We start from the raw sequence: 25,096 nt of genomic DNA on the forward strand, positions 1-25,096 counted from the left end.
ACCCGTACGCCCAGGCCGCCCGGAGCGTGGAAGGATTCCACTTTGCCAGGGCTCGGGAAGAAGGTCTTCGGGTCCTCGGCATTGATCCGGCACTCGAAAGAGTGACCGCGGATCACGATATCTTCCTGTTTGAACGACAGCTTCTCGCCGGCGCAGACGCGAATCTGCTCCTTGATCAGGTCGACACCAGTCACCATCTCGGAAACCGGGTGCTCTACCTGGATGCGGGTGTTCATCTCGATGAAGTAGAAGCGCTCATCTTCGTACAGGAATTCAAAGGTGCCCGCGCCGCGGTAGCCGATGTCGATACACGCCTGCACACAGGCGTCCTGTACTTCTTTGCGCACCTTGTCGGGAATGCCGGGGGCCGGAGCTTCTTCCAGAACCTTCTGGTGGCGGCGCTGCAGGGAGCAGTCGCGATCGCCGAAGTGCACCGCATTGCCCTGGCCGTCGGACATCACCTGGATTTCCACGTGACGCGGGTTTTGCAGGAATTTCTCCATATAAACGGTGCTGTCACCAAAGGCCGCACCGGCCTCGGCTTTGGTCACCGAAATGGAATTCAGCAGCGCGCCCTCGCTGTGCACCACACGCATACCGCGACCACCGCCGCCGGCAGCGGCCTTGATGATCACCGGGAAGCCGATCTTGCGCGCAATTTCCATGCACTTCTCGCCATCGGCGGGCAGTGGGCCGTCGGAACCGGGTACGGTGGGTACGCCGGCCTTCTTCATCGCCGCAATCGCAGACACCTTGTCGCCCATCAGGCGAATGGTGTCGGCATCCGGGCCGATAAAGGTGAAGCCGCTCTTATGTACCTGTTCGGCAAAGTCAGCGTTTTCCGCCAGGAAACCGTAGCCCGGGTGCACCGCCACCGCATCGGTGATCTCCATCGCCGCAATAATGGCGGGGATGTTCAGATAGCTCTTGGGCGACGGGTTGGGGCCGATACACACGGCTTCGTCCGCCAGGCGTACGTGCTTCAGGTCGCGGTCGATCTGGGAGTGCACCGCCACGGTGGCAATGCCCATCTCTTTACAGGCGCGCAACACGCGCAACGCAATCTCGCCGCGGTTGGCAATCAGGATTTTTTCAAACATGCGCACTCACCCCGCTCAGGAAATGATGACGAGCGGCTGGTCGTACTCTACCGGTTGGCCGTCGTCCACCAGAATGGCTTCGATGGTGCCGGCTTTGTCGGCTTCGATCTGGTTCATCATCTTCATCGCCTCGACGATGCAGATTACGTCGCCCGCTTTTACCTGCTGGCCAACTTTCACGAAAGGATCGGCGCCGGGGCTGGCGGCGGCGTAGAAGGTGCCCACCATCGGAGACTTCACCGGGTGGCCGGTCAGTGCCGGTACGGATTCTGCCTTGGCTTCGGCGGGTGCAGCAGCCGGTGCCGGTGCGACAGCGGGGGCGGCAGGTGCCATAGGCATCTGCATCATTTGCGGCATCTGGAAGGATGCGCCGCTGACGCCGCGGCTGATGCGCACGGACTCTTCACCCTCTTTAATCTCCAGCTCGCCGATGTCGGACTCTTCGAGCAGTTCGATCAGTTTCTTGATTTTGCGGATATCCATAGCAGTTTCACTCTCGATCTTGTGTATACATGCTCACAGGCGCGCAGCCCGCGAATGAAAAATTCAGTTAAAGCCGTTTCAGCGCCGCGTCTAGTGCCAAAGTGTAGCTATCTGCACCGAACCCGCAGATAACGCCTTGCGCCAGGTCCGACAGGTAGGAGTGGTGGCGGAAGGGCTCGCGGGCGTGTGGGTTTGACAGGTGGACCTCGATAAACGGAATCGCAACTCCCGCCAGGGCGTCGCGCAGGGCGACGCTGGTATGGGTAAACGCAGCGGGGTTAATGACGATGAAGTCCACCTTTTCGGCAAAGGCGCGGTGGATTCGCTCCACCAGCTCCGCTTCGCTGTTGCTCTGCAGGCAATCGAACTCGCAACCCGCGTCAGCGCACCGGGCGCGGGCGGCCTGGTTGATTTCCTCGAGGGTAGTGGAGCCGTAAATCTGGGGCTCGCGGGTACCCAGCAGGTTCAGATTGGGGCCGTGTAACAACAGCAGTTTAGCCATTCTGTGCCTCGCTCTTGGTCTCGGGTAATGCGCGCGATTTTGTGACTAAAATCCGGAAAAAGTCAGATAACGTGCCGGTAAACAGCGTCAATCAACGGATTTACCGAAATTGGGCGCGAGTTTGCCGCAAAAGTGACCCTCTGTCCATGCCCCAATTTTGAAAATAGAGACGTTGCACGCAGTTCGCCGAAATTCACGTCCAATTTGCTGCAAAGTTTTGTGAAGGCTGGCCTATTCACCTGTGCGAATGGCCACATAGGCGGAATAACGTAGAAGGGATGAATGCGACGGCAATGATGACCGGCGGCGCGCAGTGCGGTCCACCGTCATCGCCGCCACAGAACTTCCATTACTCCGCGGAAGTATCCACCACCGCCTCGCGGCTGGCGGCGCCCCGCATGGCGGTGAGCAGACTGTCGCGGGAGAGAATTTGCGGCAGGATTTGCGGCTCGCCACCGCCGGCGGGAAACAGCAGGTACAGCGGTACACTGGAGCGGCCAAAGCGGGTCAGCAGCTCGGTGATTTGCGGGTCCTGGTTGGTCCAGTCGCCCTTGAGGGCGACGATGCCGAAGTCGCCCACGGCGGCGCGCACCGCGTCGCTGGAGAGCACGACCTTCTCATTGGCAAGGCAGGTGATACACCAGGCTGCGGTCATGTTGATGAGCACCGGCTGCCCCTGGTTGCGGGCCGCCTCCAGAGCCTGCGGTGTGTAGGGTTGCCAGTAGTCGCTGGCGTGGGAGCTGGCCAGCTGTTGTTTGCCGCTCTCCAGTTGCGGCAGCACCCAGGTGGCGCCAATCAGCGCGGCGATTGCGCAGGTGACTCGCAGCCATCGAGCCTTGCCCGCGCTGTCCGCCGGGCGCGGCCACAGCCACAGCGCGAAGGCGATCGCCACTGCTCCGGCCAGTGCCAGCGCCACGCCGTCACTGCCGGTCTGGCGACCCAGTACCCACAGCAGCCACACCGCGGTCAGGTACATGGGGAAGGCCAGGAACTGCTTCAGGGTTTCCATCCAGGGGCCGGGGCGCGGCAGTTTTTTCGCCAGGGCGGGGATATAGGTAAGCAATAAGAAGGGGGCGGCCATGCCGGCACCGAGCGCTGCGAATACCGAGAGTGCCACCAGGGGCGGCTGGGTTACCGCAAAGCCCAGTGCCGATCCCATCATGGGCGCGGTGCAGGGGCTCGCCACCACGGTGGCCAGGGCGCCGGTACTGAAAGACCCGCCGAGGCCGCTGTTGCGGGTGCTGCCCGCACCGAGTCCCATCAGGCGACCACCGAATTCGGTGACCCCGGAGAGGCTGAGGCCCATGGCGAAAAACAGGTAGGCGAGTGCGGCCACTACCAGCGGTGACTGTAGCTGGAAGCCCCAGCCCACCGCCTCGCCAGCGCTGCGCAGGCCCAGCATGACGGCAGCAATCAGCACAAAGGTGGCGATCACGCCCGCCGTATAGGCCCAGCCATGCAACCGCTGGCGATCGCCGGCGTGGGTGATTGCCAGCGCCTTGATGGACAGTACCGGGAACACGCAGGGCATCAGGTTTAGCAGCAGGCCGCCGCCGAATGCCAGCGCCAGTGCCAGCAGCAGGCTGCTGGAGGTTGCGCCCGAGCCAGACGCGGCCAGCGGTCCGCTGGCGATTGCGTTGCCGCGAGCGGCGGGCCCACTACCGGCGCTGTCGTCGGGTGTGGCAGTCTGGCTGGCAAAGTCGAGGGAAAAGTTGCGCACCTGCGGCGGATAGCAGAGGCCGGCATCGGCGCAACCCTGGTAGTGCACCTGGATCTGCACCGTTTGGCCAGCGTTGATGCCCGCTGGCAATGTCAGCGGAATCTCCAGTTGCCAGCGGTAAACCTCGGTTTCCTTTTCGAAATAGTCGTCCCAGATTACCTCACCCTGTTCCAGGTTGAGCGGCAGGGCGGACTTCTCACCATCCTTTATCACCAGTACCTTTAATTTGTCGCGGTACAGGTAGTATTCAGGTGCGATCTGGAACAATGCGCTGGCACCGTCTTCCGCGAACAGGAAATCCAGCTGGTAGGCCTGGTCCACCGGCAGGAAGTCATCCTGGCCGGAACTCACGGCGCCGAACGGCGCCGAAGATGGTGCCAAAGGCGATGTGGATAGTCCGTCGCTTGCGCTGGCGGACAGGGAGGGCAGCCAGGCGCCCACAAGCAGCAGCGCACATAGCATGGCCAGAGAAAGAGTGGCTGGGCGCGCGGTAAGAAATATTTTTCGCAAGCCGGAAGTGTTCGCAGTCATTGGCAACAAAATTCTTTATAGTCAGGCAAGTTTGGACTGGTTTTGCGGGCCGCCGTTCCCTGGTGCCTTCAGCGTAGGGCAGTATAGCGGTGCCGCCGGTACAAAAAAACAACAGCTGGCAGCGAGTGGGCCCCAGCTTGAAGGTAGACATCAGAACAGTGAATCCGATCGCAATTTTCGTGAAGGGCCAATTTCCTGCTAAGGGGGGCGGCGGTTCCTCCGCTGGCGCCACTCCTGCGCGGCGCGCTATCGCGGTGTCCGGCGCCCTGCTACTGACACTGCTCGCAGGCTGTGCCACGCCGCCGCCAGCACCGGCGCCGGCACCGGCGGCGCCCCCGGAGCCTGTGCGCCCAACAGGACCCACCCCGGAAGAAATCCGCCAGCGCGCTGTGCAACATTTTCTGCAGCGCGCGGAGTATGCTCAGCGCGAGGGCTTTATCACCATGCCGGCCGGTGCCAGTGCCTATGACTTCTACCTGCAAGTGCAACAGCTGGATCCGGGCAATGCACAGGCCGCGGCGGGGATCCAGACTCTGGTGATGCAACTGGTGGAACAGGCGCGCGATGCGCTGCGCCAGCGTGCGTTCGGGCACGCCAACAGCCTGCTGAACACCGCAGACCAGATTGCGCCGGGCAACCCGCTGTCCAAGGAAGTACGCAGTCAATCGCAGCGGGAGCAGCGTCGCGCGGAACAGGATATTGCCCAGGAGGGTCCGGGTGCGCAGACCGTGGAGTTGCCGACGGGGCCACTGACGGCGCGCTCCGAGGCCATGGTGCAGATGCTGAAAAATGTCGCGGAGCGTATTCGCGCGCACGAGTTGCGGGTCATTATTGTCGCCCGCAATGATGCCGAAGGGCGCTGGGTATACAGCCAGCTGCGCGAAGCGGTACCCGGTTACCGGGTGCGGGGTGACATAAAACTCGGCAATCCGCCGCGATTGCTGTTACAAAAGACCCAGTAATCACACGCGTCAGGCGAGCTGAAACGGAGGGGACGTTCTTGAACAGAAAAACCGTAAAGCAGAAATTCGCAAACACTTGGGCATCCCACGCACTGTTGCTGTGGTGCCTGTGCGGCTTCACAAGCGCCGTTGTTGCGGAGACAGACTCGGCCGCAGATATCGAAATAACCGGCTACGCCCGCGAGATGCCCCCCGGCGCCCCCATGGGCGCGGCTTACCTCACCCTGCGCGAGCTTTCCGGCCATGCGCGGGTACTTGAGCGGGTTGAGCTGCCCGCGTATCCGCAAGGTTCGGTCGAGCTGCACACGACCGAAGCGGAGGCAGGCGTGAATCGTATGCGCATGCTGCAAGAAATTACCTTGCCCGGTGGCGGTGCCATTGAAATGCGCCCGGGGGCAGCCCATCTGATGGTCCGCGGTGTAATGCTGAAAGCGGGGCAGTCGCTGTCCCTGCGGCTGGTATTCGCCGACGGTTCCGCCCGCGAAGTGACGCTGCCGGTGCGCGGACTCGGGGAGCAGGCGCCGGAAATGGGGCAGGAAGAGGCTCCCCATCACGGGCACCATCACGGCTAGCCGTGATCCTGATTGTGAGGATGATTACACCGGCAACACCCCGGCAAGTTGCATCGAAATGGCGTGCAGGCTGGAACTTAATTGGAATAGTTCCGGCTAAATGCCGAAAACATTGAACCATTTATGGAGTATTGGAGAGATTTTATGAAGAAACTGGCCGCAGTACTGGTTACGGGTTTTGCTGTGATGCTCGGTGCCTGTGCCCACAGCCCGGTGCAGGTGGTGGTGAAGCCGCAAGTGCAGGTCGCTCCGGACAATATCGGTTCCGGCTACACCGTGTACGCCCGCGGCGTGAACCAGCTGGCCGGTGGCGGCCTCGGTTCCCTGGGTGGCATTTATGCCGATTCCTCCAATGTGTCCCTGGGCAACGATATCGAGCAGGCCATGGCTGTTGCCCTGTATCAGGGGCTTGAGGCTTGGTCCTTCGAGGGCGTGCAGACCGGCGGCGATGTACAGGTGGTGGCGAACCTCACCAACCTTAGTTACGACAGCCCCAACAGGCTCTACACCACCAAGGTGGACTCCGGCGCCTCCATCCAGCTTCAGGTATCGGTAAAGGGGGCGACCTTTTACGGTAACTACAGCACCAGCGGCAAGGACCGCAACCTGATCAAGCCCAGCCGCGAGGAGGTGGAGGCCAACCTCAACCAGTTGCTGAGTGCCACCCTGCAGCGCGCGTTCGAAGACGAAAAACTGAAGTCTTTCCTGCGCCAGCACCTCTAAGCCGGTGTTATTTTTTGCCGTTGAGAGATATCTTCGACAACGAGAGCCGCGCCAGTGGCGCGATATTTTTTCGCGGTCCCTTCGGGCGACCGCCTTGGCAAAAACCGGGCGCCGCTGCCGGTTGAATTGGGATTCCATTGACTGAGTTCACACCGAAAAATGCCGCATTCCACGGCCTGCTGACGGAGGCGGATGCGGAGGCATTGTCCTGCGGCTCCCTGGCCCCGGCGGCCGCGGAACTGGCGCTGGGCGAAGTGGCCGACGGTGTAGTGGTCACTGACTGCCATGGACGTATTCGCTACAGCAACCCGCTGGCCAGCGAGCTGAGCGGTAATCTTGTGGGCCTGCTCCCGGGGCAGCCACTCGCCGGCAGCCTGTCGCTCTATGACGACGGTGGTGAGGCCATTGATCTGAGCCTGGGCAGCGCGGAAGTCGCTGGCAATATTCCCAGCCGTCGCGAACTGCGCGGCAATATTCGCAGGGAAGACGGCGAGCTGCTGGAGGTCAGCGTGGTGATCCACAGCTTGCGGGAGGGCGTGAACCTCGAGGGTTATGTGCTGGTGTTGCGCCATACCTCGGAGGTGCGGCGCATCTCCTCCCGTCTCAGCTGGCAGAGCAGCCACGATGCCCTTACCCATCTCCCCAACCGCCAGACCTTCGAACACGCCCTGCAGCAACTGCTGAGTTCCGACACCGGCCCGCGCCACCACCATATCCTCCTGTATCTCGACGTCTACCAGTTCAAAGTGGTCAACGACACCCTTGGCTACAGCGCCGGCGATGCGTTGTTGATCGCATTGGCGAAAATCCTGACCCGCTGCCTGGGCAAGGGTGACCTGCTTGGGCGCGTGGGCAGCGATGAATTTGCGCTGTTGCTGAAAGACTGCACCCTGGAGGAAGCCAAGCGCATCGTGACCCGCCTGCGCGAGGCGGTAAATGGGTTTGTGTTTCAGTGGGAAGACAGCGAGACGCGCCCGGCGCTGTCGATTGGCGCGGTGAGTGTTGATAGCCATGCGCCCCCCGCCAGCCAGTTACTGGCCTCGGCCAACGATGCCTGCAGTGCAGCCAGGGACCAGGGGCGCAACCGGGTGAAGTTTTTCGGGGATTCGCGCAAGGCGCTGGAGAAGCGCCGCGAGAGTACCTGGCTTGCGGAGATTCATGCGGCGATCCGCGAGGACCGCCTGTTACTGTATCGCCAGCCGGTGGTGGCGCTGCAGGACAAGAATCGGATACACCATTACGAGGTGCTGGTGCGCATGCAGGGGCGCGATGGCGATGTGATTTCGCCGGGGCTGTTCCTGCCGGCGGCAGAGCGGTACGGGATCATCGATGAAGTGGACCGCTGGGTGATCCGCAATATTTTCCGCTATATGGCGCTGGAGCAGAGCAGCGGCGCGGCAGGCTTCCACTATGCGATCAATATTTCCGGGATCAGTCTCGGGGATGAGTACTTCGCCGATTTTGTACTGGGAGAGCTGACCGAGGCGGGGGTGGCGCCGTCGCGGGTGCAGTTTGAGATCACCGAGACGAGCGCGATCAATAATCTGGATCGGGCGCTGGTGTTTATCCACAAGTTGCGCGCGGCGGGGTGCAGTTTTGCGCTGGATGATTTTGGTCGCGGAGCGTCGTCGCTGGCGTATCTGCGCCAGTTGCCGGTGGATTATCTGAAGATCGATGGTTCCTTTGTGCGCAATATGCTGGAGGATGAGATCGACAGTGCAATGGTGAGTACGGTGGATCACCTGGCGAAGCGCATGGGGATTAGCACCATTGCGGAGTTTGCGGAGACGCCGGAACTGCTGGAAAAGCTGCGCTTGATGGGGGTGGATTATGCGCAGGGGTTTGGGATTGCCGCTGCGGCCTGTCTGCCTGAGATCAGTGGGCCTCGTCCTTCTTCTGTGAGCTGATTTCGGTGGTAATCCCTCGGAGGTTTGAAGCGGGATCTGTAGCGGCCATGCACTCGGTCTGGGTTTTCAGGACCGCTGTGAATACATCCCTGTACGCTTCGTCGGCAACGTCCCTGTTGCCGACGATCCTGAAAACCCAGACCCAGCACTTGGCCTTCACTTCTGGGTTTTCAGCTTCGTAAGCCTTCAGACCTTTTTCCTGTATACCGATTCTTTACGCGTTCGCCGTCTGCGCCAGCAGTTCTTTATGCTGCTCCGGACGCAATCTCGGCCCATACTGACTCACCACCTGTGCCGCGGCGCGGCAGGCCAGTTCGCCGGCTTCCACAAAGCTCATTTCGCGGTTGATGCCATAAAGGAAGGCGCCCGCGAACATGTCGCCGGCGCCATTGGTATCGATGGCTTTGACCTTCGGGGCGGCGACCCGGTATTCCTGTTCTCCGTCCCACAACAGCGCGCCGTCGGCGCCGAGGGTGATGGCGAAGGCGCGGCAGTGGTTGCGCAGGGCCTTGGCGGCCTGGTCGATGGAGTCGGTGTCGCAGAATTTGAGGGCTTCGTCGCGGTTGCAGAACAGCAGGTCGACGCTGTCGCCGATCATTTCTTTGAGGCCGTCATGGAACAGTTGCACCATCATGGGGTCGGAAAGGCTCAGGGCAGTTTTTACACCGCTGGCTTCTGCCTGCTTGCGCAGGGCGATGGCGGCGGCGCGGCCGGTGGGGGAGGAGACCAGGTAGCCTTCGAGGTAGGTCCAGCGTGACTGGCTCAGGGCTTCGCTGTCGAGCTCCTCCACCGAGAGCTCGGCACTGATGCCGAGGTAGGTGTTCATGCTGCGCTCCGCGTCCGGGGTGATGAGCACCAGGCATTTGCCAGTGGTGCCGGCATCGGCGTTGTGCAGGGCTTTGGGGTAGTCCACCCCGGCGGCGGCGAGGTTGTCGCGGTAGAAGTCACCGTTGTCGTCGTCCGCCACCTTGCAGGAATAGAAAGTGTCGAGTCCGAAGTAGCTGGCGGCGATGATGGTGTTGGCGCCGGAGCCACCGCAGGCGTGGCTGGCGGTGACCATGTGGTTTCTGAGGTCGTCCACCAGCTGTTGCTGGCGCACGTCGTCCACCAGTGTCATGACTCCCTTGTCGACCCCCAGAGACGCGAGGTCGCTGTCGGTGACTTCAATTTCCGTATCGAGTAGGGCGGCGCCGATGCCGTAAAGGTCGTACTGGTGCATAGGAATTCCGTTGCTTCTGGTCTGTTGCTGTAGTCTGGCCCGCACTGCGGGAGCTCGCCGCATTATGGCGCCGGATGGGTCCAGTGCAAGTGCATGCGACGTGGCGGTCTGTGACCGGCTGGATTTGACTTGTGTGCCGGTGACCTTATAAATGCCGGCTATAAAAGCCTCTATAGCGGCTGTATTTGGCGGCCGACACCGAATTTGAATCCTTTGTTAAGAGTTTATCTGTAGCGATATGGCATCAAACAAGCGCCGTTCTAACGGGAAAAGCCAAAAACACACTTCTGGCAGGCTGCGCCGCTGGGTCGGCCGTCTGGCCCTGCTGGCCCTGCTGGGGGTGCTGGCGCTGGCTGCGTACATGGTGTGGCTGGATGTACAGCTGCGCGAGCGTCTGGACAGTCGCCAGTACCAGCTGCCGGCGCGGGTGTTCGCGCGTCCGCTGATCCTGCAGGAAGGCATGGTGATGCGCCCGGATGAGCTGGAATCCGAGTTTGCCGCGCTCAATTACAACAAGGTTGCAAATGTCGAGGAACCGGGCCAGTGGCAGCGCGACGGCATGGAGTATCTGGTGTGGCGGCGTGATTTCATTCACGCGGACAAGCGCGAGGCCGCCGCCAAGGTGCAGTTCCGTCTGCGCAATGACGAGCTCACTCTGCTGCGCGACGAAAGTGGCGGCAGGTTGAAGGAGTTCCGTCTCGACGCCGCACCCATCGGCACCCTGCTGGGTGGCGGAGACGATCGCAATCCGGTGCGGATCAACGAGATTCCGCCGCTGCTCGGCGCCACCCTGATTGCGGTGGAGGACCAGGATTTCGTGCACCACTTCGGGGTTTCTCCCCGCGGTATCGCCCGCGCTATGGTGGCCAACTTCAAGGCAGGTAGTGTGGTGCAGGGCGGTTCCACCATTACCCAGCAGCTGGTGAAGAACATCTTCTTCGACCACAAGCCCAGTCTGCGGCGCAAGTTCAACGAAGCGCTGATGGCCATCCTGATGGAGGTCCACTACGACAAGGCCTATATCCTGCAGGAGTACATCAACGAGGTGTGGCTGGGGCAGCAGGGCAGCCGCGCAATTTACGGCTTTGGTCTCGCCTCCGAGTTCTATTTCCAGAAGCCGCTTAGCCAGCTGGAACCGCACCAGATCGCACTGCTGGTGGGGCTGGTAAAGGGCGCTTCCTATTACAACCCGTGGCGCAACCCCAAGCGCGCGCTGGAGCGGCGCAACATCGTGCTGGATGTGATGCTGGAACAGGGGCTGATTAACCAGGAGCAGCACGGCCGATTGATCAAAAAGCCGCTGGAAGTTGTGTCCGCCGGCGCCACCGCCCAGAACCCCTACCCGGCATTCACCGAGCGTCTTCTGGAAGAGCTGCGCCCCTACTATTCGGTAGAGGAGTTGCGCACCGCGGGGCTGCGCATCTATACCAGCCTCTCACCGTCGGTGCAGGACCTGGCGGAAAAGTCCGTGAGCCAGGGCGTGGCACAGCTGGAGAAAGACCGCGGTATCCAGCAGGACTCGCTGCAGGCTGCCACCGTCATTCTGGAAAACCACACCGGCAATGTACTGGCGATGGTGGGTGACCGTCGCCCGCACTACCCAGGATTCAACCGCGCACTGGAAGCGCGTCGCCAGATCGGCTCCCTGGTCAAGCCGGCGATCTACCTCACCGCGCTCGAGCGGCCGCATCAGTACAACCTCGGCACCCTGATCGATGACGCGCCGATTCGCGAAGTCACGGAAGATGGCCAGGTGTGGATGCCATCCAACTACGGCAACCGCAGCCACGGGCTGGTGCCGTTGTATGTGGCGCTTGCCAATTCCTACAACCTGGCCACCGCGCGCCTGGGGCTGGACCTCGGTATCGAAAATGTGCGCCAGACCATGCGCAGGCTCGGAGTGCAGGCCAACTTGCCGCGGGTGCCGTCGCTGTTCCTCGGTACCGCGGAGCTGACACCGTTTGAGGTGGCCGGCATGTACCAGACCCTGGCCAACGGCGGTGAACATGTCGAGCCGCGCACGCTGCTGGCGGTGTCCGATGCCGACGGCAATCAGGTACAGCGCTTCCGCTCCAAAACCAGTCGCGGTGTGGAAGAGGTGCCGGTGTACCTGCTGCGCTACGGCCTGGAGCAGGTGATGCGTGAGGGTACCGCCAAAAGCGCATACCGCCGCCTGCCCAACAGTGTGCCGTTCGCCGGCAAGACCGGTACCACCAACGATTATCGCGACAGCTGGTTCGCCGGTTTCAGCCCGGGAGTGACCGCGGTGGTATGGCTTGGGCGCGACGACAACCAGCGCACCAGCCTCACCGGTGCCACCGGCGCCCTCAGTGTGTGGACCGACATCATGCGCAAATTGCCCCACCGCCACGGTCGTATCCAGACACCGCGCGGGGTGGAGTGGAAGCCGCTGAACGACAAGGGCGAATACATGGACCCGAGCCACTGTGAGGGTGGGCGCGAGCTGCCGATTTCCGACGAGAGCCGCCTGCAGACCGACCCGCGCTGCCAGAGCCGCGGCTGGTTCCGCAACTGGTTTGACCGCGACGATGACAGCAAAAAAGTGGCGCCGCGTGAGGAGATGACCCCGGGCTGGGGCATAGACCCGGAACAGCAGCGTCGCGAGGAACTGCAGCGCCAGCGTGAACGGGAGCGTCAGTTGCGCGAGCAGCTGGAGCAGGAGCAGTGGCAGGACGAACAGAGCGAACCGCCGGAGTACCGCGATGAGCCCCAGTCGCTCCCGCAGTCCGAAGTGGAACGCCTGCGACGGCTGGAGGAATCCGGTCGCATCCAGGAAGAGCGCTACCGGGAAGAGGAGCGCCGCGCCGAGGAAGAGCGACGTCTCCTCGAACAGCGCATGCTGCGGGAGGAGGCGCTGCGGCGGGAGGAAGAACAGCGCCGCGAGAACGACCGCCGCCAGGGGGCACCGGTGGAGGACGCCCAGCCCTGGCCGCCACAGGAAAATGATCAGTGGCCTTGATACACGGCCGCTAGCTGCACATCCACAGGTTCCGATGGCGATATTGCCGGTAGGCTGGCGCTGATCCGGTGTGAGGTCGGCGGGCTAAATCTCACGATAAAAGCAATGTAGTATGGTTGCGCATCTGCCGTACAAATTGCCCGTGAGACATCACTTTTGATTGCATCGCTAGTGACACCGACCACCATTTTACTGGTGGTGACCACAGTGGTTAGCCTGATTGCCCTGTACCTTTCGCCGCGCCTGCTGGAAGTGTGCGCCTTCCGCCCCTACCGGGTGTGGCGCGGCGAGAACCGCGACTCCATTTATCTCGCCGGGTTTGTGCACGCGAATCTGCTGCACCTGGCGGTGAACATGTGGTGCCTGTGGCTGTTCGGCAATGAGCTGGCCCGCCGGATTGGCGGTACCAAATTTGTGTTGCTCTACGCGCTGGCGCTGGTGGCGAGCCATATCCCCACGTTGTTCAAGGAGCGCGACAACCCCCAGTACGCCAGCGTTGGCGCTTCCGGTGCCATCTCTGCGGTGGTGTTTGCCTATATCGTCTACTACCCGCATTCGGAACTGTACCTGCTGTTCCTGCCATTTCCGCTGCCCGCCTGGCTGTTCGGGGTGCTGTACCTGATCTACAGCGTCTATGCGAGCCGCGACAAAAACACCCGCATCAACCACGATGCGCACTTCTGGGGTGCGGTCACCGGTCTGGTGTTTGTGCTGTTCACCGACCCGGGGGCCTGGGCTCGATTGCTATAAAGTTTTTACTTTCCCCAACCACAACATAAAAATAAATGAGAGAAAATATGACTTTTTCACGCTTAGTCGGCATTGCCGGCCTGTTACTGACGTTGTCTCCGCTGGGTGGCAATGCACAGGTGCTTGAACAGGCTGTGGAACCGGATCTCACCGAAGAACAGCAGCAATACATGGCCTGGGCCCAGCGGACCTGGGACGGAATGGTGCAGCGCAGCGGCACCGTGGAACTGGCCGGTGGTGTCGCCAGTCTCGAGGTGCCGGAATCGTTTTATTACCTGAGCCCCGAAGACAGCAAAGTGGTGCTGGAGGAAATCTGGGGCAACCCGGAGAGTGAGCTGACCCTGGGAATGCTGTTTCCCGCCGGAACCACACCGTTTGACGGCGATTCCTGGGGCGTTACCATCGAGTACAGCGAAGAGGGTTATATCCGCGACGACGACGCGGCGGAAATCGATTACGACGATTTGCTGAGGGACATGCAGGCGTCTGTCCGTGAGGAGAGCGAGTACCGGGTCGACAATGGCTACGAGTCCATCAGCCTGCTGGGCTGGGCGGAACCGCCTTATTACGATGCAGGGCAGAAAAAACTCTACTGGGCCAAGGAGCTGGCGTTTGGCGACCTGGAGACCAACACCCTGAATTACAATATTCGCGTGCTGGGACGTAAGGGCGTACTGGTGCTGAACTTCATTGCCGGTATGCCGGAACTGGATGACATCAAACAGAGTAGGGACGCAGTGCTGTCCATGGCCAGCTTCAACCCCGGCTACCGCTATGAGGAATTCGACCCCGCCATCGACAAAGTGGCAGCCTACGGACTGGGCGCACTGGTGACCGGCAAGGTGCTGGCGAAAACCGGTGTTCTCGCCGGCCTTTTGTTGTTGCTGAAAAAAGTCTGGGTAGTAATTCCTCTCGCGCTGGGTGCTCTGTTGAAACTGTTCCGCCGCCGCGATAAATATGATCCGCAATAACATCGGCAATAACACAGCCCCATGCAATACCGCTTCCACAACTTCATCTTGGATACCGTGCAGCTATATCTCACTGCCGGTGGCACCCCTGTGGAAGCGGACGCTCGCCAGCTGCAGCTGTTGCGGCTGTTGATCGATACCTATCCCGAAGCGTGCAGCCAGCAGCAACTGCTGGAAACCCTGTGGCCCAATACGGTGGTATCGCACTGGTCGGCGGGGCGGCTGGTATCGGATACCCGCAAGCTCTTCCGCAACTATGGCTACCAGGGTCCATTGATTCAGACCCTGCACGGCCGCGGTTACCGGCTGGCGCCGGAACTGGTGGAACAGCTTTGTGAATTGCCCGGGATGGCCGAGGACACGGAGCAGCCCGTGGCCGATGCGCCGAGGACAGTGCGGAAAGCCGGGCTTAGCGTCGATCCCTCGGCAACATCCTCTCCTGCAGCAAACTGGCGATCGTTGGCGGCTATGGGGCTGCTGTTGCTCTTTACCGCGGCGATCGTTTATTTCAGTGCGACAAGCGGTGAGCGCGACGAGCGCGTGCCGCTGGTGATCGGCGAGGCGCCCGATGTCCGTGGGCGTATCCTTTGGGTGGACGATAACCCCGACAACAACCTCACCGAGCGCCGGCAGTTCGAGTCCCGCGGCATTGCTGTTTATATCGTCACCAATACCGAAGACGCGCTGATGCTGTTGTCCATGTACCGCTATCATGCGGTGATCTCGGATATGGGGCGCGGTGGCGAACCGCTCGCCGGATTCAAATTGATGGAGCATCTGCGCGCGCGTCACGACGACACCCCTTACTTTCTCTACACGATCATGCCCTCGGAACCCCAGCGTCAGTTGGTTGAACAGCGCGGTGGCAATGGTGTGGCGGTCACTCAGGACGAACTCTTCAGCATGGTGCTGCCGCTGTTTGACCTGGATGCCGACGCGCCTACCGTTCCCTGACCCTCGTTTTCACGTTTCGTCGATTGCCCGCCAGGACTCTTAAGCCGGGATTCACAAATATTCACAAGCTTTCAAAGACGCCGTCGGCGCCATACCCGTACATTTTTTTAATCGCCTTCTGCGGTGGTCGGCCCGTCTCCGGGACGACGCGGGGCACTGCTGGGGCGGCGGATCTATGGAATACGGCGGCAAAAAGGCTTGGGGGAGTGATGTTGGGAACTGGATTGGCGGGGCTGGTGATTTGCCACCGGGATGAGCACATGGTGGCGCAGCACTCGGTGAATTCTGTGGAGCTTCGGTTGCAGACATTGATGGCCGCGCCGGCAGCGAATACGCCGGAGCATAGAGCGGCAACCCGCGAACCGGTATTGCCCGCATATCCCAATCCGGCTTCGGCGCTTAAAGGCTTGCCAATCCCGTTCAGTTCCCGGGAGCTGGAAATCGTGGCGCGGATTGCCGCCGGCGCCACCAGTGTGGAGATTGCGCAGCAGTTACATATTTCCGTGTATACGGTGAAAAACCACCGTAAGAACATTCTGCGCAAGGCGGGCTGCCGCAATTCCGGGCAGCTGATCAACCGCTGTATTGCACTCGGCCTGGCTTGACGGAATCCGGGGCCGGCCTGAGCGTGAGATCAGGCCGGTTTCAGTACTCCGCGGCAACAGAATCAGCCACGTAGCAGCCTGGCGGCTTCCTCGGCGAAATACGTCAGCACACCGTCTGCCCCGGCACGCTTGAATGCCAGCAGGGATTCCAGAATCACCGCCTCGCGGTTCAGCCAACCGTGGGCAAAGGCCGCGCAATGCATGGCGTACTCGCCACTCACCTGATAAGCGAAGGTGGGCACTTTCAGCTCGTCTTTCACGCGCCGCACCACATCCAGGTAGGGCATGCCCGGCTTGACCATGATCATGTCCGCGCCTTCTTCCAGATCCAGTGCGCACTCGTGCAGCGCCTCGTCGGAATTGGCTGGGTCCATCTGGTAGCTGAACTTGTTGGCGCCTTTCAGGTTGCCGGCGGAACCCACCGCATCGCGGAAAGGCCCGTAGTAGCTGGACGCATACTTGGCGGCATAAGACATGATCTGGGTGTTCACGTGGCCCTCGCGCTCCAGCGCGGTGCGTATCGCGCCGATGCGCCCGTCCATCATGTCCGAGGGCGCCACCACATCGGCGCCGGCCTGGGCGTGGGACAGCGCCTGTTGCACCAGCACTTCCACCGTGTCGTCGTTGACGATATAGCCCTGTTGGTTCATCAGGCCGTCCTGGCCGTGGCTGGTGAAGGGGTCGAGCGCCACATCGGTAATGACACCGAGTTCCGGCGCGGCGTCCTTCAGTGCACGCACCGCGCGCTGGGCCAGTCCGTCCACGGCGTAGGCCGCGCGCGCGTCTTCGGATTTGTGCGCGGCGTCCACTACCGGGAACAGGGCCACCGCGGGGATGCCGAGCTTCACCAGTTCCTTGGCCTTGGCGGTGAGCAGGTCGACGGTCATGCGTTCGACGCCGGGCATGGACGCCACCTGTTGGGTCTCACCGCGGCCCTCGATGACAAACAGCGGCAGGATCAGGTCGTCGCTGGTCAGGCGGTTTTCCCGCACCAGGCGGCGGGAGAATTCACTGGCGCGCAGGCGGCGCGGGCGGGAGTTTGGATAGGGGCCACGGTTGGGGCTGAAACTCATGTACTGGGCACTCCGTAGAATGGATTGGCGCGGTATCACTGGCCGCGACTTGGCTGGCGGCCATGATAGCAAACACCGCGACGGTCGTTTCAGTCCCGCGGCTTGCTGAGGTGCGCCACCAGCACGCGCCCGGCGGCGGCGATGTGCTGTTCCAGCAGTGTGCAGGCCTTATCCGTCTTGCCACGCTGCAGCAGCTCCAGCAGCTGGTAGTGCTCGCGCTGACTGGTGTCCTGATAATCGAGACTGCGGTTCTGGTAGCCGATATAACGCTCGCACTGGCGCTGCAGCTGTTCCACGGTGTTGAACAAGGTGGGGCGTGCTGCGGCGCGGTAGAGTCCTGTGTGGAACTGCCAGTTGAGCTGGCCGAGGGCCGCGGCATCGAGTGGAGGATTAGTCTCCATGGCGTCGAGAATATCCCGCGCGCGACCGAGTAACTCGCCGTTCAGGTTGGGTGCCGCGCGTTCCAGCAGCAGCGGTTCCAGGTGCATACGCATCAGGTACAGGTCTTCCGCTTCCTGTGGGTCTAACAGCGGTACCGCCACCCCGCGCTTGCCGTGGCCGGTAAGCCACCCCTCGCTTTTCAGTCGCGCCAGCGCGTCGCGCACCGGGATACGGCTGACGCCATAGTGTTCGGCGATCTCGCTCTGTTTGAGTGGTGTGCCCGGGGCAAAGAGCCCGTGTTGCAGATCCGCCTTCAGTTGCAGGTAGAGATCCATTAGCCCCTCTTCGCCAGCAGCCAGTGGCAGGTGAGTCCACCGGCTAGTCCCCAGAAGGCCGCGCCGATACCGAGGAAGCTGACCCCGGAAGCGGTAATCAACAGCGTGATCAGGGCGGATTCACGGCTGTCCGCATCGGCGGTGGCACCGGCGAGGCTGGAGCCGATAACGCCGACCAGTGCGAGCCCGGCAACACCGGCGATCATTGCCGCGGGCAGCGCCGCAAACAAGGCCACTACACTGGCGCCGAACAGCCCGGCCAGTAGGTAGAAAATCCCCGCGGCAATGCCCGCGGTATAGCGCCGCGCCGGGTCCGGGTGCGCCTCGGGACCGGTGCAGATGGCGGCGGAAATGGCGGCGAGATTGAAGGCAAAGCCGCCGAATGGCGCCAGCAGCAGAGACGTCAGCCCGGTGCCGGCGACCAGCGGCGATACCGGCACCCGCGGGTAGCCGCTGGCGCGCAGGGTGGCCACGCCGGGAATATTCTGCGAGGTCATGGTGACGATAAACAGCGGCAGGCCAACGCCCAGCAGCACCGGGACATTGAATTCCGGCATTACCCACTGCAGCCGTGCGAGCGACCAGTCCAATTGTTCGGAGTGAATCTCCCCCAGCAGCCAGCTGGCGGCAAAGCCTGCCACCAGTACCAGAATGATGCCGTAACGCGGCAGCCAGCGACGCCCGACAAGATAGGTGGCGAGCATGATCCCGACCAGCATTGGGCTCGCCTGTAGCGAAGTGAATACCGACAGTCCGAACTGCAACAGGATGCCTGCCAGCATGGCGCTGGCAATGGGCAGCGGCACCCGCGCCATGATCCGCTCGAAGGCGCCGGATATCCCAAGTAACAATGTCAGCAGCGCGCTGAACAGAAACGCTCCCACCGCCTCTGGCAGGGAGGCGCCGCTCAGGCTGGTGGCCAGCAGCGCCGCACCGGGGGTGGACCAGGCCGTGACCACCGGCGCGCGGTAGTACCAGGAAAAACCGATACAGGTGAGCCCCATCCCCAAGCCGAGGGCGCCGATCCACGAGACCATTTGCGCCTCACTGGCACCGGCGGCATTTGCCGCCTGCAGCACAATGGCCACGGAGCTGGCAAAGCCCACCAGCACTGCGGCAAATCCGGCGCTGATCGCGGACAGGGTGGTATCAGCGAAAAGGGAGCGCTGTGCGATCTGCTCCATGAAATATATACCAAATCAAAAATGTATACATTTTATAATTCTGGTTGTCGGTTGTACGCAAGTGAAGATTGGAGGAAGGGGTATAAATGGCGCGGTGGCGGCACTGCTACCGGGTGCGGTCTTGCGAGACACGCCGTGAACCCATCCATGGGGGCTCTTCCGCGAGGTCCCTCTCGCGGAAGGTCTCGCATGACCGCACCCGGTATCAGCGCCTTCGCCCAAGGCAATCTGCCAGCGGGCTGCTTTTTAGGGCTCGGCCCCCAGGATTAAATTAGGCGAGCTTCGCAAACACCCGACGCGCCGCTTCAATGGTGGCGTCGATGTCTTCGTCGCTGTGGGCGGCGGACATAAATCCGGCCTCGTACGATGCCGGAGCCAGGTACACGCCCTCATCCAGCATGCCGTGGAAGAAGCGGTTGAAACGCTCGGTATTGCACGCCATCACCTGCTGATAGTTGGTCACCTGCTCCTCGTCGGTGAAGAAGAAACCGAACATGCTGCCTACCTTGTTGGCGGTCAGCGGGATGCCGGCTTCTTTGGCGGCCGCCAGTACACCTTCCACCAGTCGGTCGGTCTTGGCGGTGAGCTCGTCGTAGAGGCCCGGCTGCTGGATCAGCTGCAGGGTTTCGAGGCCCGCCACCATCGCCATCGGGTTACCGGACAGGGTGCCGGCCTGGTACACAGGCCCCAGTGGGGCGATCTTTTCCATGATCTCGCGCTTGCCGCCGAAGGCACCTACCGGCATGCCGCCGCCGATCACCTTGCCGAGGGTGGTGATATCCGCCTCGATACCGTAGTAGCCCTGGGCACCGGTAAGGCTGACACGGAAACCCGTCATTACCTCATCCAGAATCAGCACCGCGCCGGACTGGTCGCATACCTCGCGCAGGGCTTCCAGGAAGCCCGGCACCGGCGGGATGCAGTTCATGTTGCCGGCCACCGGCTCGACGATGATGCAGGCGATCTGGTCGCCGATCTCAGCGAAGCACTGCTTCACGCCCTCGATATCGTTGTAGGTCAGGGTGATGGTGTGGTCTGCCAGAGACGCCGGTACACCGGGAGAGGAGGGCACACCCATGGTCAGGGCGCCGGAACCCGCCTTTACCAGCAGGGAGTCGGAATGGCCGTGGTAGCAGCCCTCAAATTTGACGATCTTGTCGCGGCCGGTGTGGCCGCGGGCCAGGCGGATGGCGCTCATGGTGGCTTCGGTACCGGAGTTGACGAAGCGCACCAGGTCCATGTTCGGCCAAATACGGCAGAGTTCTTCCGCAAGTTCGGTTTCCAGTTCGGTGGGGGCACCGAAGCTCAGGCCGGACTGGGCCTGTTCGATCACCGCTTCGATCACGTCCGGGTGTGCGTGGCCCAGCACCATCGGGCCCCACGACTGCACGTAGTCGATGTAGCGTTTTTCATCCGCGTCGTACAGGTAGGCGCCCTCGGCGCGTTCGATAAATACCGGGGTGCCGCCCACCGCGCGGAAGGCGCGTACCGGCGAGTTGACGCCGCCGGGAATGACTTTCTGGGCTTCGGCAAAGAGGGATTCGGATTTGCTCATAAAAATTCGGAAACCGATTGGGGATTGGGATGGGTGCCGGGAAGTTCCGGGACGAAAAGTGCGCGTATTATCCGCGCCGCTGCCCGCGGTCGCAAACGGCGTGTTGAATCGCACAGGTAACCGGCGATGTTTTGGCGGGTCGGGTTCTAGTTTTTGCAGGTCCAGAACAGGCGGTTCGGCACCGGTCGTCCCATGCCCAGACGGCGGCTGTCGGCGATGGCGCTCCAGGTGAACTGCTGGCTCCGGTTCACCGCTTCCAGCACCGGAAGTCCGTGCGCGATATGGCAGGCGATGGCGGTGGTCAGGGTGCCGCACACACCGTAGGCCGCCGGCGGTAGCTGTTGCCAGCGGAATTCCCGCACCAGTCCGCGCAGGTCATAGAGACGGTTTTCCAGCTGCTGCTCGCTGGCGGGAACACCGGTTAGCAGCAGGTAGTGGCAGCCGGTTTCCAGCAGCTCCTGGGCCTGGGCGTCGTGCACATCCGCCTCGCCGGCCATGGCCCGCGCTTCGCGCCTGTTCGGCGCTACCAGGGTGGCCAGTGGCAGCAACAGGTCGCACATGGCGCGCCACAGGGGGGGGGCCAGCAGGCTTTCCTTATTGGCGAGGGTGGCATCCGGGTCGATGACCAGCGGTATGTCCGGGTAGTCGCGCAGCACGCTGTGCAGCGCGTGCACGTTTTCTACCGAGCCCAGGTAGCCGATCTTGATTGCCGCCACCGGCATGTCTTCAAGCACCGCGCGGGCCTGCTCCACCAGCAGGCTGTCGTCCACAGGCGCCACGCCTACCAGCTCGCGGGTATCGCCCACGGTGATGGCGGTGACCACAGAGGCGCAGTGACAGCCGAGACTCGCTGCGGTTTCCGTATCCGCGGTGATACCTGCACTGCCGCTGGGATCGTGGTGGGTAACGGTGAGGACAATGGGCTGGCGTGTATCCATGGGCTTCCGGGAATGTTTCGCGGGTTTCCTAATTCTAGCCCGGTACTTCTGTGGGGCGGCATTGGCAGGTGGCCTCGCGCGCCCCAGTTGCAGGGTTGTGAATCAAGGTGGCGCCACAGCAGCAGCTGTCAGCGGTTGTTCGTCAGAAGGGGCGAACCACCGCAAGTATCACGATGGCGATCAATGCCAGCACCGGCAGCTCGTTGAACACGCGGAAGAAACGCCCGCTTTTATTCACGGTACCGGCGGCAAACTTCTTCACATAGCTGCCGCAGATGTGGTGGTAAATGATCAGCAGCACGACGATTCCCAGCTTCACTTGCAGCCAGCCGGCAGAGTGATAGTAGGCGGGATTAAAGCTCATCAGCCAGCCGCCAAAGACAATGGTGGCGATCATTGAGGGGATGGCGATGCCGCGGTAGAGGCGCCGTTCCATGATGGTGAAGCGGTCCTTGCTGAGTGCGTCGGTGGCGTCCACGTGGTAGACGAAAAGTCGCGGCAGATAGAACAGCGCGGCAAACCAACAGACCATGGACACGATGTGGAAAGCTTTCACCCAAAGCATGGACGCTCCTTACCCGGATCTGGAACCGGTTTTTAATGGTTTTCGATTTTTGTAACCAGTGTCGCGCTGTACGCGTCACTGGCGGTAATAATGTTCGATATGTTGCGGGAGGATAATACCCGCCACATCGCTGTTCAGTACACCCGGGTTGCCCTGGTCGTAATCCCGTCCGATATACAGGGCACCGGCGCCGCGCTGTTCCAGTAGTTGCTGGGCTTCCAGCAGGGTGGCGCGCCAGCTGAGGGGCGCCAGTTGCAGTCGCTCCCCCGGCAGACGCAGCAGATCGATCTTCTCTTCCCGGTTCTCCTCCAGGGCTTCCGGCTCGCCTTCTTTTGGCGGGCGCTGCAGAAAGTTGGCCAGGTCCGCGGTGCGCAGCGCCTGCGGTGTGTCGTCGCCGCCCACCAATAGCCATGCCGGTTGCAACTCGATCAGTCGCTCCGCCTGGGCCCGCTCGAGAAGCTGCGGTGTCACCGCTATCGCGCGTTCCATCACACTGGCGACACCCACCCGGCTCAGCATCTGTGCGCGCCAGCTGGGGGTGCCGCTCTTGCCCAGCGCCCGCAGTGACTCCTGGTAAATTCCCTCGGTGGCGAACATCTGCCGGCTCACCAGGCTCGCCACCACGATACTCATCATGGCAGGGAACAGGACATTGGGGTTGTAGGTGAGTTCGAGAATCGCGAGCAGGGCGGCCAGCGGTGCGTTCAGCAGTGCCGCCATCATCGCCGCCATGCCCACCATGGCGTACAAGCCCGGGCTCGCAGTGGCTGCTCCCAGCCAGTAATTGGCCAGGTGCCCGGCAGCGCCGCCGATACAGGCGCCGAGAATAAGGCTGGGGCCGATCACGCCACCGGGAATACCGAGGCCGGTGGCGAGGGCGGTGGCGACGAGTTTGGCCAGCACGATGGCGGCCAGACTGGCAATACCCAGCTGACCGAGCATTGTCAGTTCCAGGGTGTCGTAACCGGTACCGAGGATTTCCGGAATCCACAGGGCGAGCACTCCAGTGGCGGTGCCGGCGACGGCAAAACGCAGCAGCGGTGAATGTTTCTGCTGCAGTGGCACGAGAAATCTCTGGCTGATGATAAAGAGGGCCGCCAGCGCGCCGATCACCAGCGCACATACGAACAGGATCGGCAGTTCAGCGAGGGATTCCAGTTGCGAGGCGGGTACCTGGAACGCCGCCTGGTGTCCGAACGCGAGGCGGGTGGCGGCGCTGCCACTGACCGCGGCGATCATTACCGGCAGGAAACCGGTGATGGTGTACTCCAGCATGACCACTTCCATGGCGAAGATCACACCGGCCAGCGGCGTATTGAACGATGCGGCGATGGCCGCCGCCACCCCGCAGGCAAGCAGGGTACGCACCGAGTTATGGGGCAGGCGCAGGCGGTGGGCTACCCAGCTGCCGGTGGCCGCCCCCAGGTGTACCGATGGCCCCTCGCGGCCGATGGACTGGCCGCTTAACAGTGCCAGGGAGCCGCCGAAAAACTGCAGCACTGCATTCTTCATCGGCATCTTGCCCTGGTGGTTGTGCAGGCGATCCAGCACATGTACCACGCCCGTGGGGCGGCCAGACGGTGCCATCCAGTGGAATAGCAACCCCAGCACCAGGGCACCTGCCACCGGCAGGCCGAAGCGCCAGCTGCTGGGCAGGGATTCAAAATCGTCGAGTTTCGGGAGAAAAAGGATCGCCGGGCCTTCGCTCAGCTGGCGAAATCCGATCACCACCAGTCCCGCGCAGATGCCGATAACCAGTGCCAGCAGTACCAGCAGGGAAAGCGCCTGCTGCGACGACAGCTGTAACTGCAATCGTTCCAGCCAGCGAGCATGGCGGCGGGATCGCTGGGTCTGGAAGGGCGAGGATGAGTCTGGCTGCTTGCGGCGCCGCACGGCGTATCCTTACTGGTGATTGGCTATTGAATGGTCGGCTTATGGTAGAGTGCACGGCTCAGTATACAGGGGCAGCCGTCCGCCAACAGGCGTCGGTGTCGACCCCGCAGGGACAGTGATCAGCGAGGAACAAAAGTGAGCGTCATCAAAGCGGCAATCGTAGGTGGAACTGGCTATACCGGCGTGGAATTGTTGCGCCTGTTGTCCGGCCATTCCGGGGTGGAGGTCACTGCGATTACTTCCCGCGCGGAAGCCGGCACGCCGGTGGCGGAACTGTTTCCCAGCCTGCGTGGTCACTACGATCTGAAATTCACTGCGCCGGAAGTGGATGAACTGGCCCAGTGCGATGTGGTGTTCTTCGCCACCCCCCACGGCGTCGCGCAGGCCCAGGTGCCGGAGCTGGTGGCGCGGGGTGTGCGGGTGATCGACCTGTCGGCAGACTTCCGTCTGCAGGACATTCCCGCCTGGGAAAAATGGTATGGCCAGCAGCACGCCTGCCCGGAACTCGCCGCGCAGGCAGTGTACGGATTGCCGGAAGTGAACCGCGCGCAGATTGCCAGTGCGCAACTGATTGCGTGTCCCGGTTGTTATCCGACCTCTATCCAGCTCGGTTTCCTGCCGCTGCTGGAGGCAGGGCTGATTGAGACCAGCGGGTTGATCGCCAATGCGGCCAGCGGCGCCAGCGGCGCCGGGCGCCAGGGCAAGACCGATCTGTTGTTTGCGGAGAATAACGACAGCTTCCGCGCCTACGGCGCCGCAGGCCACCGCCATTTGCCGGAAATCGAGCAGGGGCTCAGTCGCGCCGCCGGTGGTCCGGTGGCGCTGACCTTCGTGCCGCACCTGCTGCCGATGGTGCGCGGAATCCACGCCACTCTGTATGCGAAGCTTAAAAATCCCGCGGTGGCCGAATCCGCGCAGGAGTCTCTGCAGCAGCTGTTCGAGCAGCGCTATCGGGATGAGCCCTTCGTGGATGTGATGCCCGCGGGCAGCCACCCGCAGACCCGCAGTGTGCGCGGTACCAATATGTGCCGGTTGGCGGTAGTCAGACCCCAGGGGCGGGATACTGTGGTGGTCTTGTCGGTCATCGACAACCTAGCCAAGGGCGCTTCTGCGCAGGCGATCCAGAATATGAACATCATGTTTGGTCTAAATGAGAACCAGGGGCTAGAGAGCCCGGCATTGCTGCCTTAGAA

General features: G+C 62.1%; 22 protein-coding genes. 10 read left to right on the forward strand and 12 right to left on the reverse strand.

The window, feature by feature from the left end:
• The 4 genes from accC to VIL80_RS06870 all read right to left on the reverse strand — a co-directional run.
• On the reverse strand, positions 1-1,100 hold a 1,100-nt coding region (gene accC, locus VIL80_RS06855; protein WP_332035377.1), incomplete at its 3' end, for an acetyl-CoA carboxylase biotin carboxylase subunit.
• Positions 1,101-1,115: 15 nt separating this feature from the next.
• On the reverse strand, positions 1,116-1,583 hold the full coding sequence (accB, locus tag VIL80_RS06860; protein ID WP_332035378.1) for an acetyl-CoA carboxylase biotin carboxyl carrier protein: 468 nt from the start codon (positions 1,581-1,583) through the stop codon (positions 1,116-1,118).
• Between the two features lie 67 nt (positions 1,584-1,650).
• Entirely contained in the window at positions 1,651-2,085 is a 435-nt protein-coding gene (gene aroQ, locus VIL80_RS06865; protein WP_332035379.1) for a type II 3-dehydroquinate dehydratase, read from the reverse strand.
• 349 nt (positions 2,086-2,434) lie between these two features.
• Positions 2,435-4,336 (reverse strand): protein-disulfide reductase DsbD family protein, encoded by a 1,902-nt coding sequence (locus tag VIL80_RS06870; RefSeq protein WP_332035380.1) that lies wholly within the window; start codon positions 4,334-4,336, stop codon positions 2,435-2,437.
• A gap of 179 nt (positions 4,337-4,515) precedes the next feature.
• Between VIL80_RS06870 and VIL80_RS06875 the strand changes: the two genes are divergently transcribed.
• From VIL80_RS06875 to VIL80_RS06890, 4 genes are all read left to right on the forward strand, one after another.
• On the forward strand, positions 4,516-5,298 hold the full coding sequence (locus VIL80_RS06875) for an N-acetylglucosaminyltransferase (protein ID WP_332035381.1): 783 nt from the start codon (positions 4,516-4,518) through the stop codon (positions 5,296-5,298).
• Between the two features lie 38 nt (positions 5,299-5,336).
• On the forward strand, positions 5,337-5,870 hold the full coding sequence (locus VIL80_RS06880; RefSeq protein WP_332035382.1) for a copper chaperone PCu(A)C: 534 nt from the start codon (positions 5,337-5,339) through the stop codon (positions 5,868-5,870).
• Between the two features lie 144 nt (positions 5,871-6,014).
• The gene (locus VIL80_RS06885) at positions 6,015-6,593 is read left to right on the forward strand and encodes a YajG family lipoprotein (RefSeq protein ID WP_332035383.1); all 579 of its coding nucleotides are present in this window, start codon (positions 6,015-6,017) and stop codon (positions 6,591-6,593) included.
• A gap of 137 nt (positions 6,594-6,730) precedes the next feature.
• On the forward strand, positions 6,731-8,500 hold the full coding sequence (locus VIL80_RS06890; RefSeq protein ID WP_332035384.1) for an EAL domain-containing protein: 1,770 nt from the start codon (positions 6,731-6,733) through the stop codon (positions 8,498-8,500).
• Positions 8,501-8,714: 214 nt separating this feature from the next.
• On the opposite strand, the gene VIL80_RS06895 is transcribed toward VIL80_RS06890, so the two are convergent.
• Positions 8,715-9,719 carry an adenosine kinase gene (locus VIL80_RS06895; protein ID WP_332035385.1) on the reverse strand — a complete coding sequence of 335 codons (1,005 nt, stop codon included), beginning with the start codon at positions 9,717-9,719 and terminating at the stop codon, positions 8,715-8,717.
• 238 nt (positions 9,720-9,957) lie between these two features.
• Here VIL80_RS06895 and mrcB point away from each other — a divergent pair, with 238 nt between their 5' ends.
• The 5 genes from mrcB (at position 9,958) to VIL80_RS06920 (ending at position 15,979) form a co-directional block, all read left to right on the forward strand.
• Entirely contained in the window at positions 9,958-12,699 is a 2,742-nt protein-coding gene (mrcB, locus tag VIL80_RS06900) for a penicillin-binding protein 1B (protein WP_332035386.1), read from the forward strand.
• 156 nt (positions 12,700-12,855) lie between these two features.
• Positions 12,856-13,449 carry a rhomboid family intramembrane serine protease gene (locus VIL80_RS06905; protein WP_332035387.1) on the forward strand — a complete coding sequence of 198 codons (594 nt, stop codon included), beginning with the start codon at positions 12,856-12,858 and terminating at the stop codon, positions 13,447-13,449.
• Between the two features lie 47 nt (positions 13,450-13,496).
• Positions 13,497-14,420, forward strand: coding sequence for a DUF2167 domain-containing protein (locus VIL80_RS06910; RefSeq protein ID WP_332035388.1), 924 nt, complete (start codon positions 13,497-13,499; stop codon positions 14,418-14,420).
• Between the two features lie 21 nt (positions 14,421-14,441).
• On the forward strand, positions 14,442-15,374 hold the full coding sequence (locus tag VIL80_RS06915; RefSeq protein ID WP_332035389.1) for a winged helix-turn-helix domain-containing protein: 933 nt from the start codon (positions 14,442-14,444) through the stop codon (positions 15,372-15,374).
• Between the two features lie 209 nt (positions 15,375-15,583).
• Positions 15,584-15,979: a helix-turn-helix transcriptional regulator gene (locus VIL80_RS06920; RefSeq protein ID WP_332035390.1), complete on the forward strand. Its 396-nt coding sequence runs from the start codon at positions 15,584-15,586 to the stop codon at positions 15,977-15,979.
• A gap of 62 nt (positions 15,980-16,041) precedes the next feature.
• Here the strand turns inward: VIL80_RS06920 and hemB are convergent, their stop codons facing one another.
• The 7 genes from hemB to VIL80_RS06955 form a co-directional block, all read right to left on the reverse strand.
• On the reverse strand, positions 16,042-17,052 hold the full coding sequence (hemB, locus tag VIL80_RS06925; RefSeq protein WP_332035391.1) for a porphobilinogen synthase: 1,011 nt from the start codon (positions 17,050-17,052) through the stop codon (positions 16,042-16,044).
• A gap of 89 nt (positions 17,053-17,141) precedes the next feature.
• A complete protein-coding gene (locus VIL80_RS06930) occupies positions 17,142-17,768 on the reverse strand; it encodes a GntR family transcriptional regulator (RefSeq protein ID WP_332035392.1) in 627 nt (208 codons plus the stop codon).
• Entirely contained in the window at positions 17,768-18,952 is a 1,185-nt protein-coding gene (locus VIL80_RS06935) for a benzoate/H(+) symporter BenE family transporter (protein ID WP_332035393.1), read from the reverse strand. The genes VIL80_RS06930 and VIL80_RS06935 overlap by 1 nt, the downstream gene beginning before the upstream one ends.
• Positions 18,953-19,223: 271 nt before the next feature.
• The gene (gene hemL, locus VIL80_RS06940) at positions 19,224-20,507 is read right to left on the reverse strand and encodes a glutamate-1-semialdehyde 2,1-aminomutase (RefSeq protein ID WP_332035394.1); all 1,284 of its coding nucleotides are present in this window, start codon (positions 20,505-20,507) and stop codon (positions 19,224-19,226) included.
• 146 nt (positions 20,508-20,653) lie between these two features.
• Positions 20,654-21,445, reverse strand: coding sequence for a bifunctional hydroxymethylpyrimidine kinase/phosphomethylpyrimidine kinase (thiD, locus tag VIL80_RS06945; protein WP_332035395.1), 792 nt, complete (start codon positions 21,443-21,445; stop codon positions 20,654-20,656).
• Positions 21,446-21,587: 142 nt separating this feature from the next.
• Positions 21,588-22,010: a protoporphyrinogen oxidase HemJ gene (hemJ, locus tag VIL80_RS06950; RefSeq protein WP_332035396.1), complete on the reverse strand. Its 423-nt coding sequence runs from the start codon at positions 22,008-22,010 to the stop codon at positions 21,588-21,590.
• A 75-nt stretch (positions 22,011-22,085) separates the two neighbouring features.
• Positions 22,086-23,903, reverse strand: coding sequence for a chloride channel protein (locus tag VIL80_RS06955; protein ID WP_332035397.1), 1,818 nt, complete (start codon positions 23,901-23,903; stop codon positions 22,086-22,088).
• A 135-nt stretch (positions 23,904-24,038) separates the two neighbouring features.
• Between VIL80_RS06955 and argC the strand changes: the two genes are divergently transcribed.
• Positions 24,039-25,094 carry an N-acetyl-gamma-glutamyl-phosphate reductase gene (gene argC / locus VIL80_RS06960; RefSeq protein WP_332035398.1) on the forward strand — a complete coding sequence of 352 codons (1,056 nt, stop codon included), beginning with the start codon at positions 24,039-24,041 and terminating at the stop codon, positions 25,092-25,094.
• The last annotated feature ends 2 nt before the right edge of the window (positions 25,095-25,096 follow it).

This window comes from Microbulbifer sp., from assembly GCF_036563125.1.
Lineage (GTDB): Bacteria > Pseudomonadota > Gammaproteobacteria > Pseudomonadales > Cellvibrionaceae > Microbulbifer.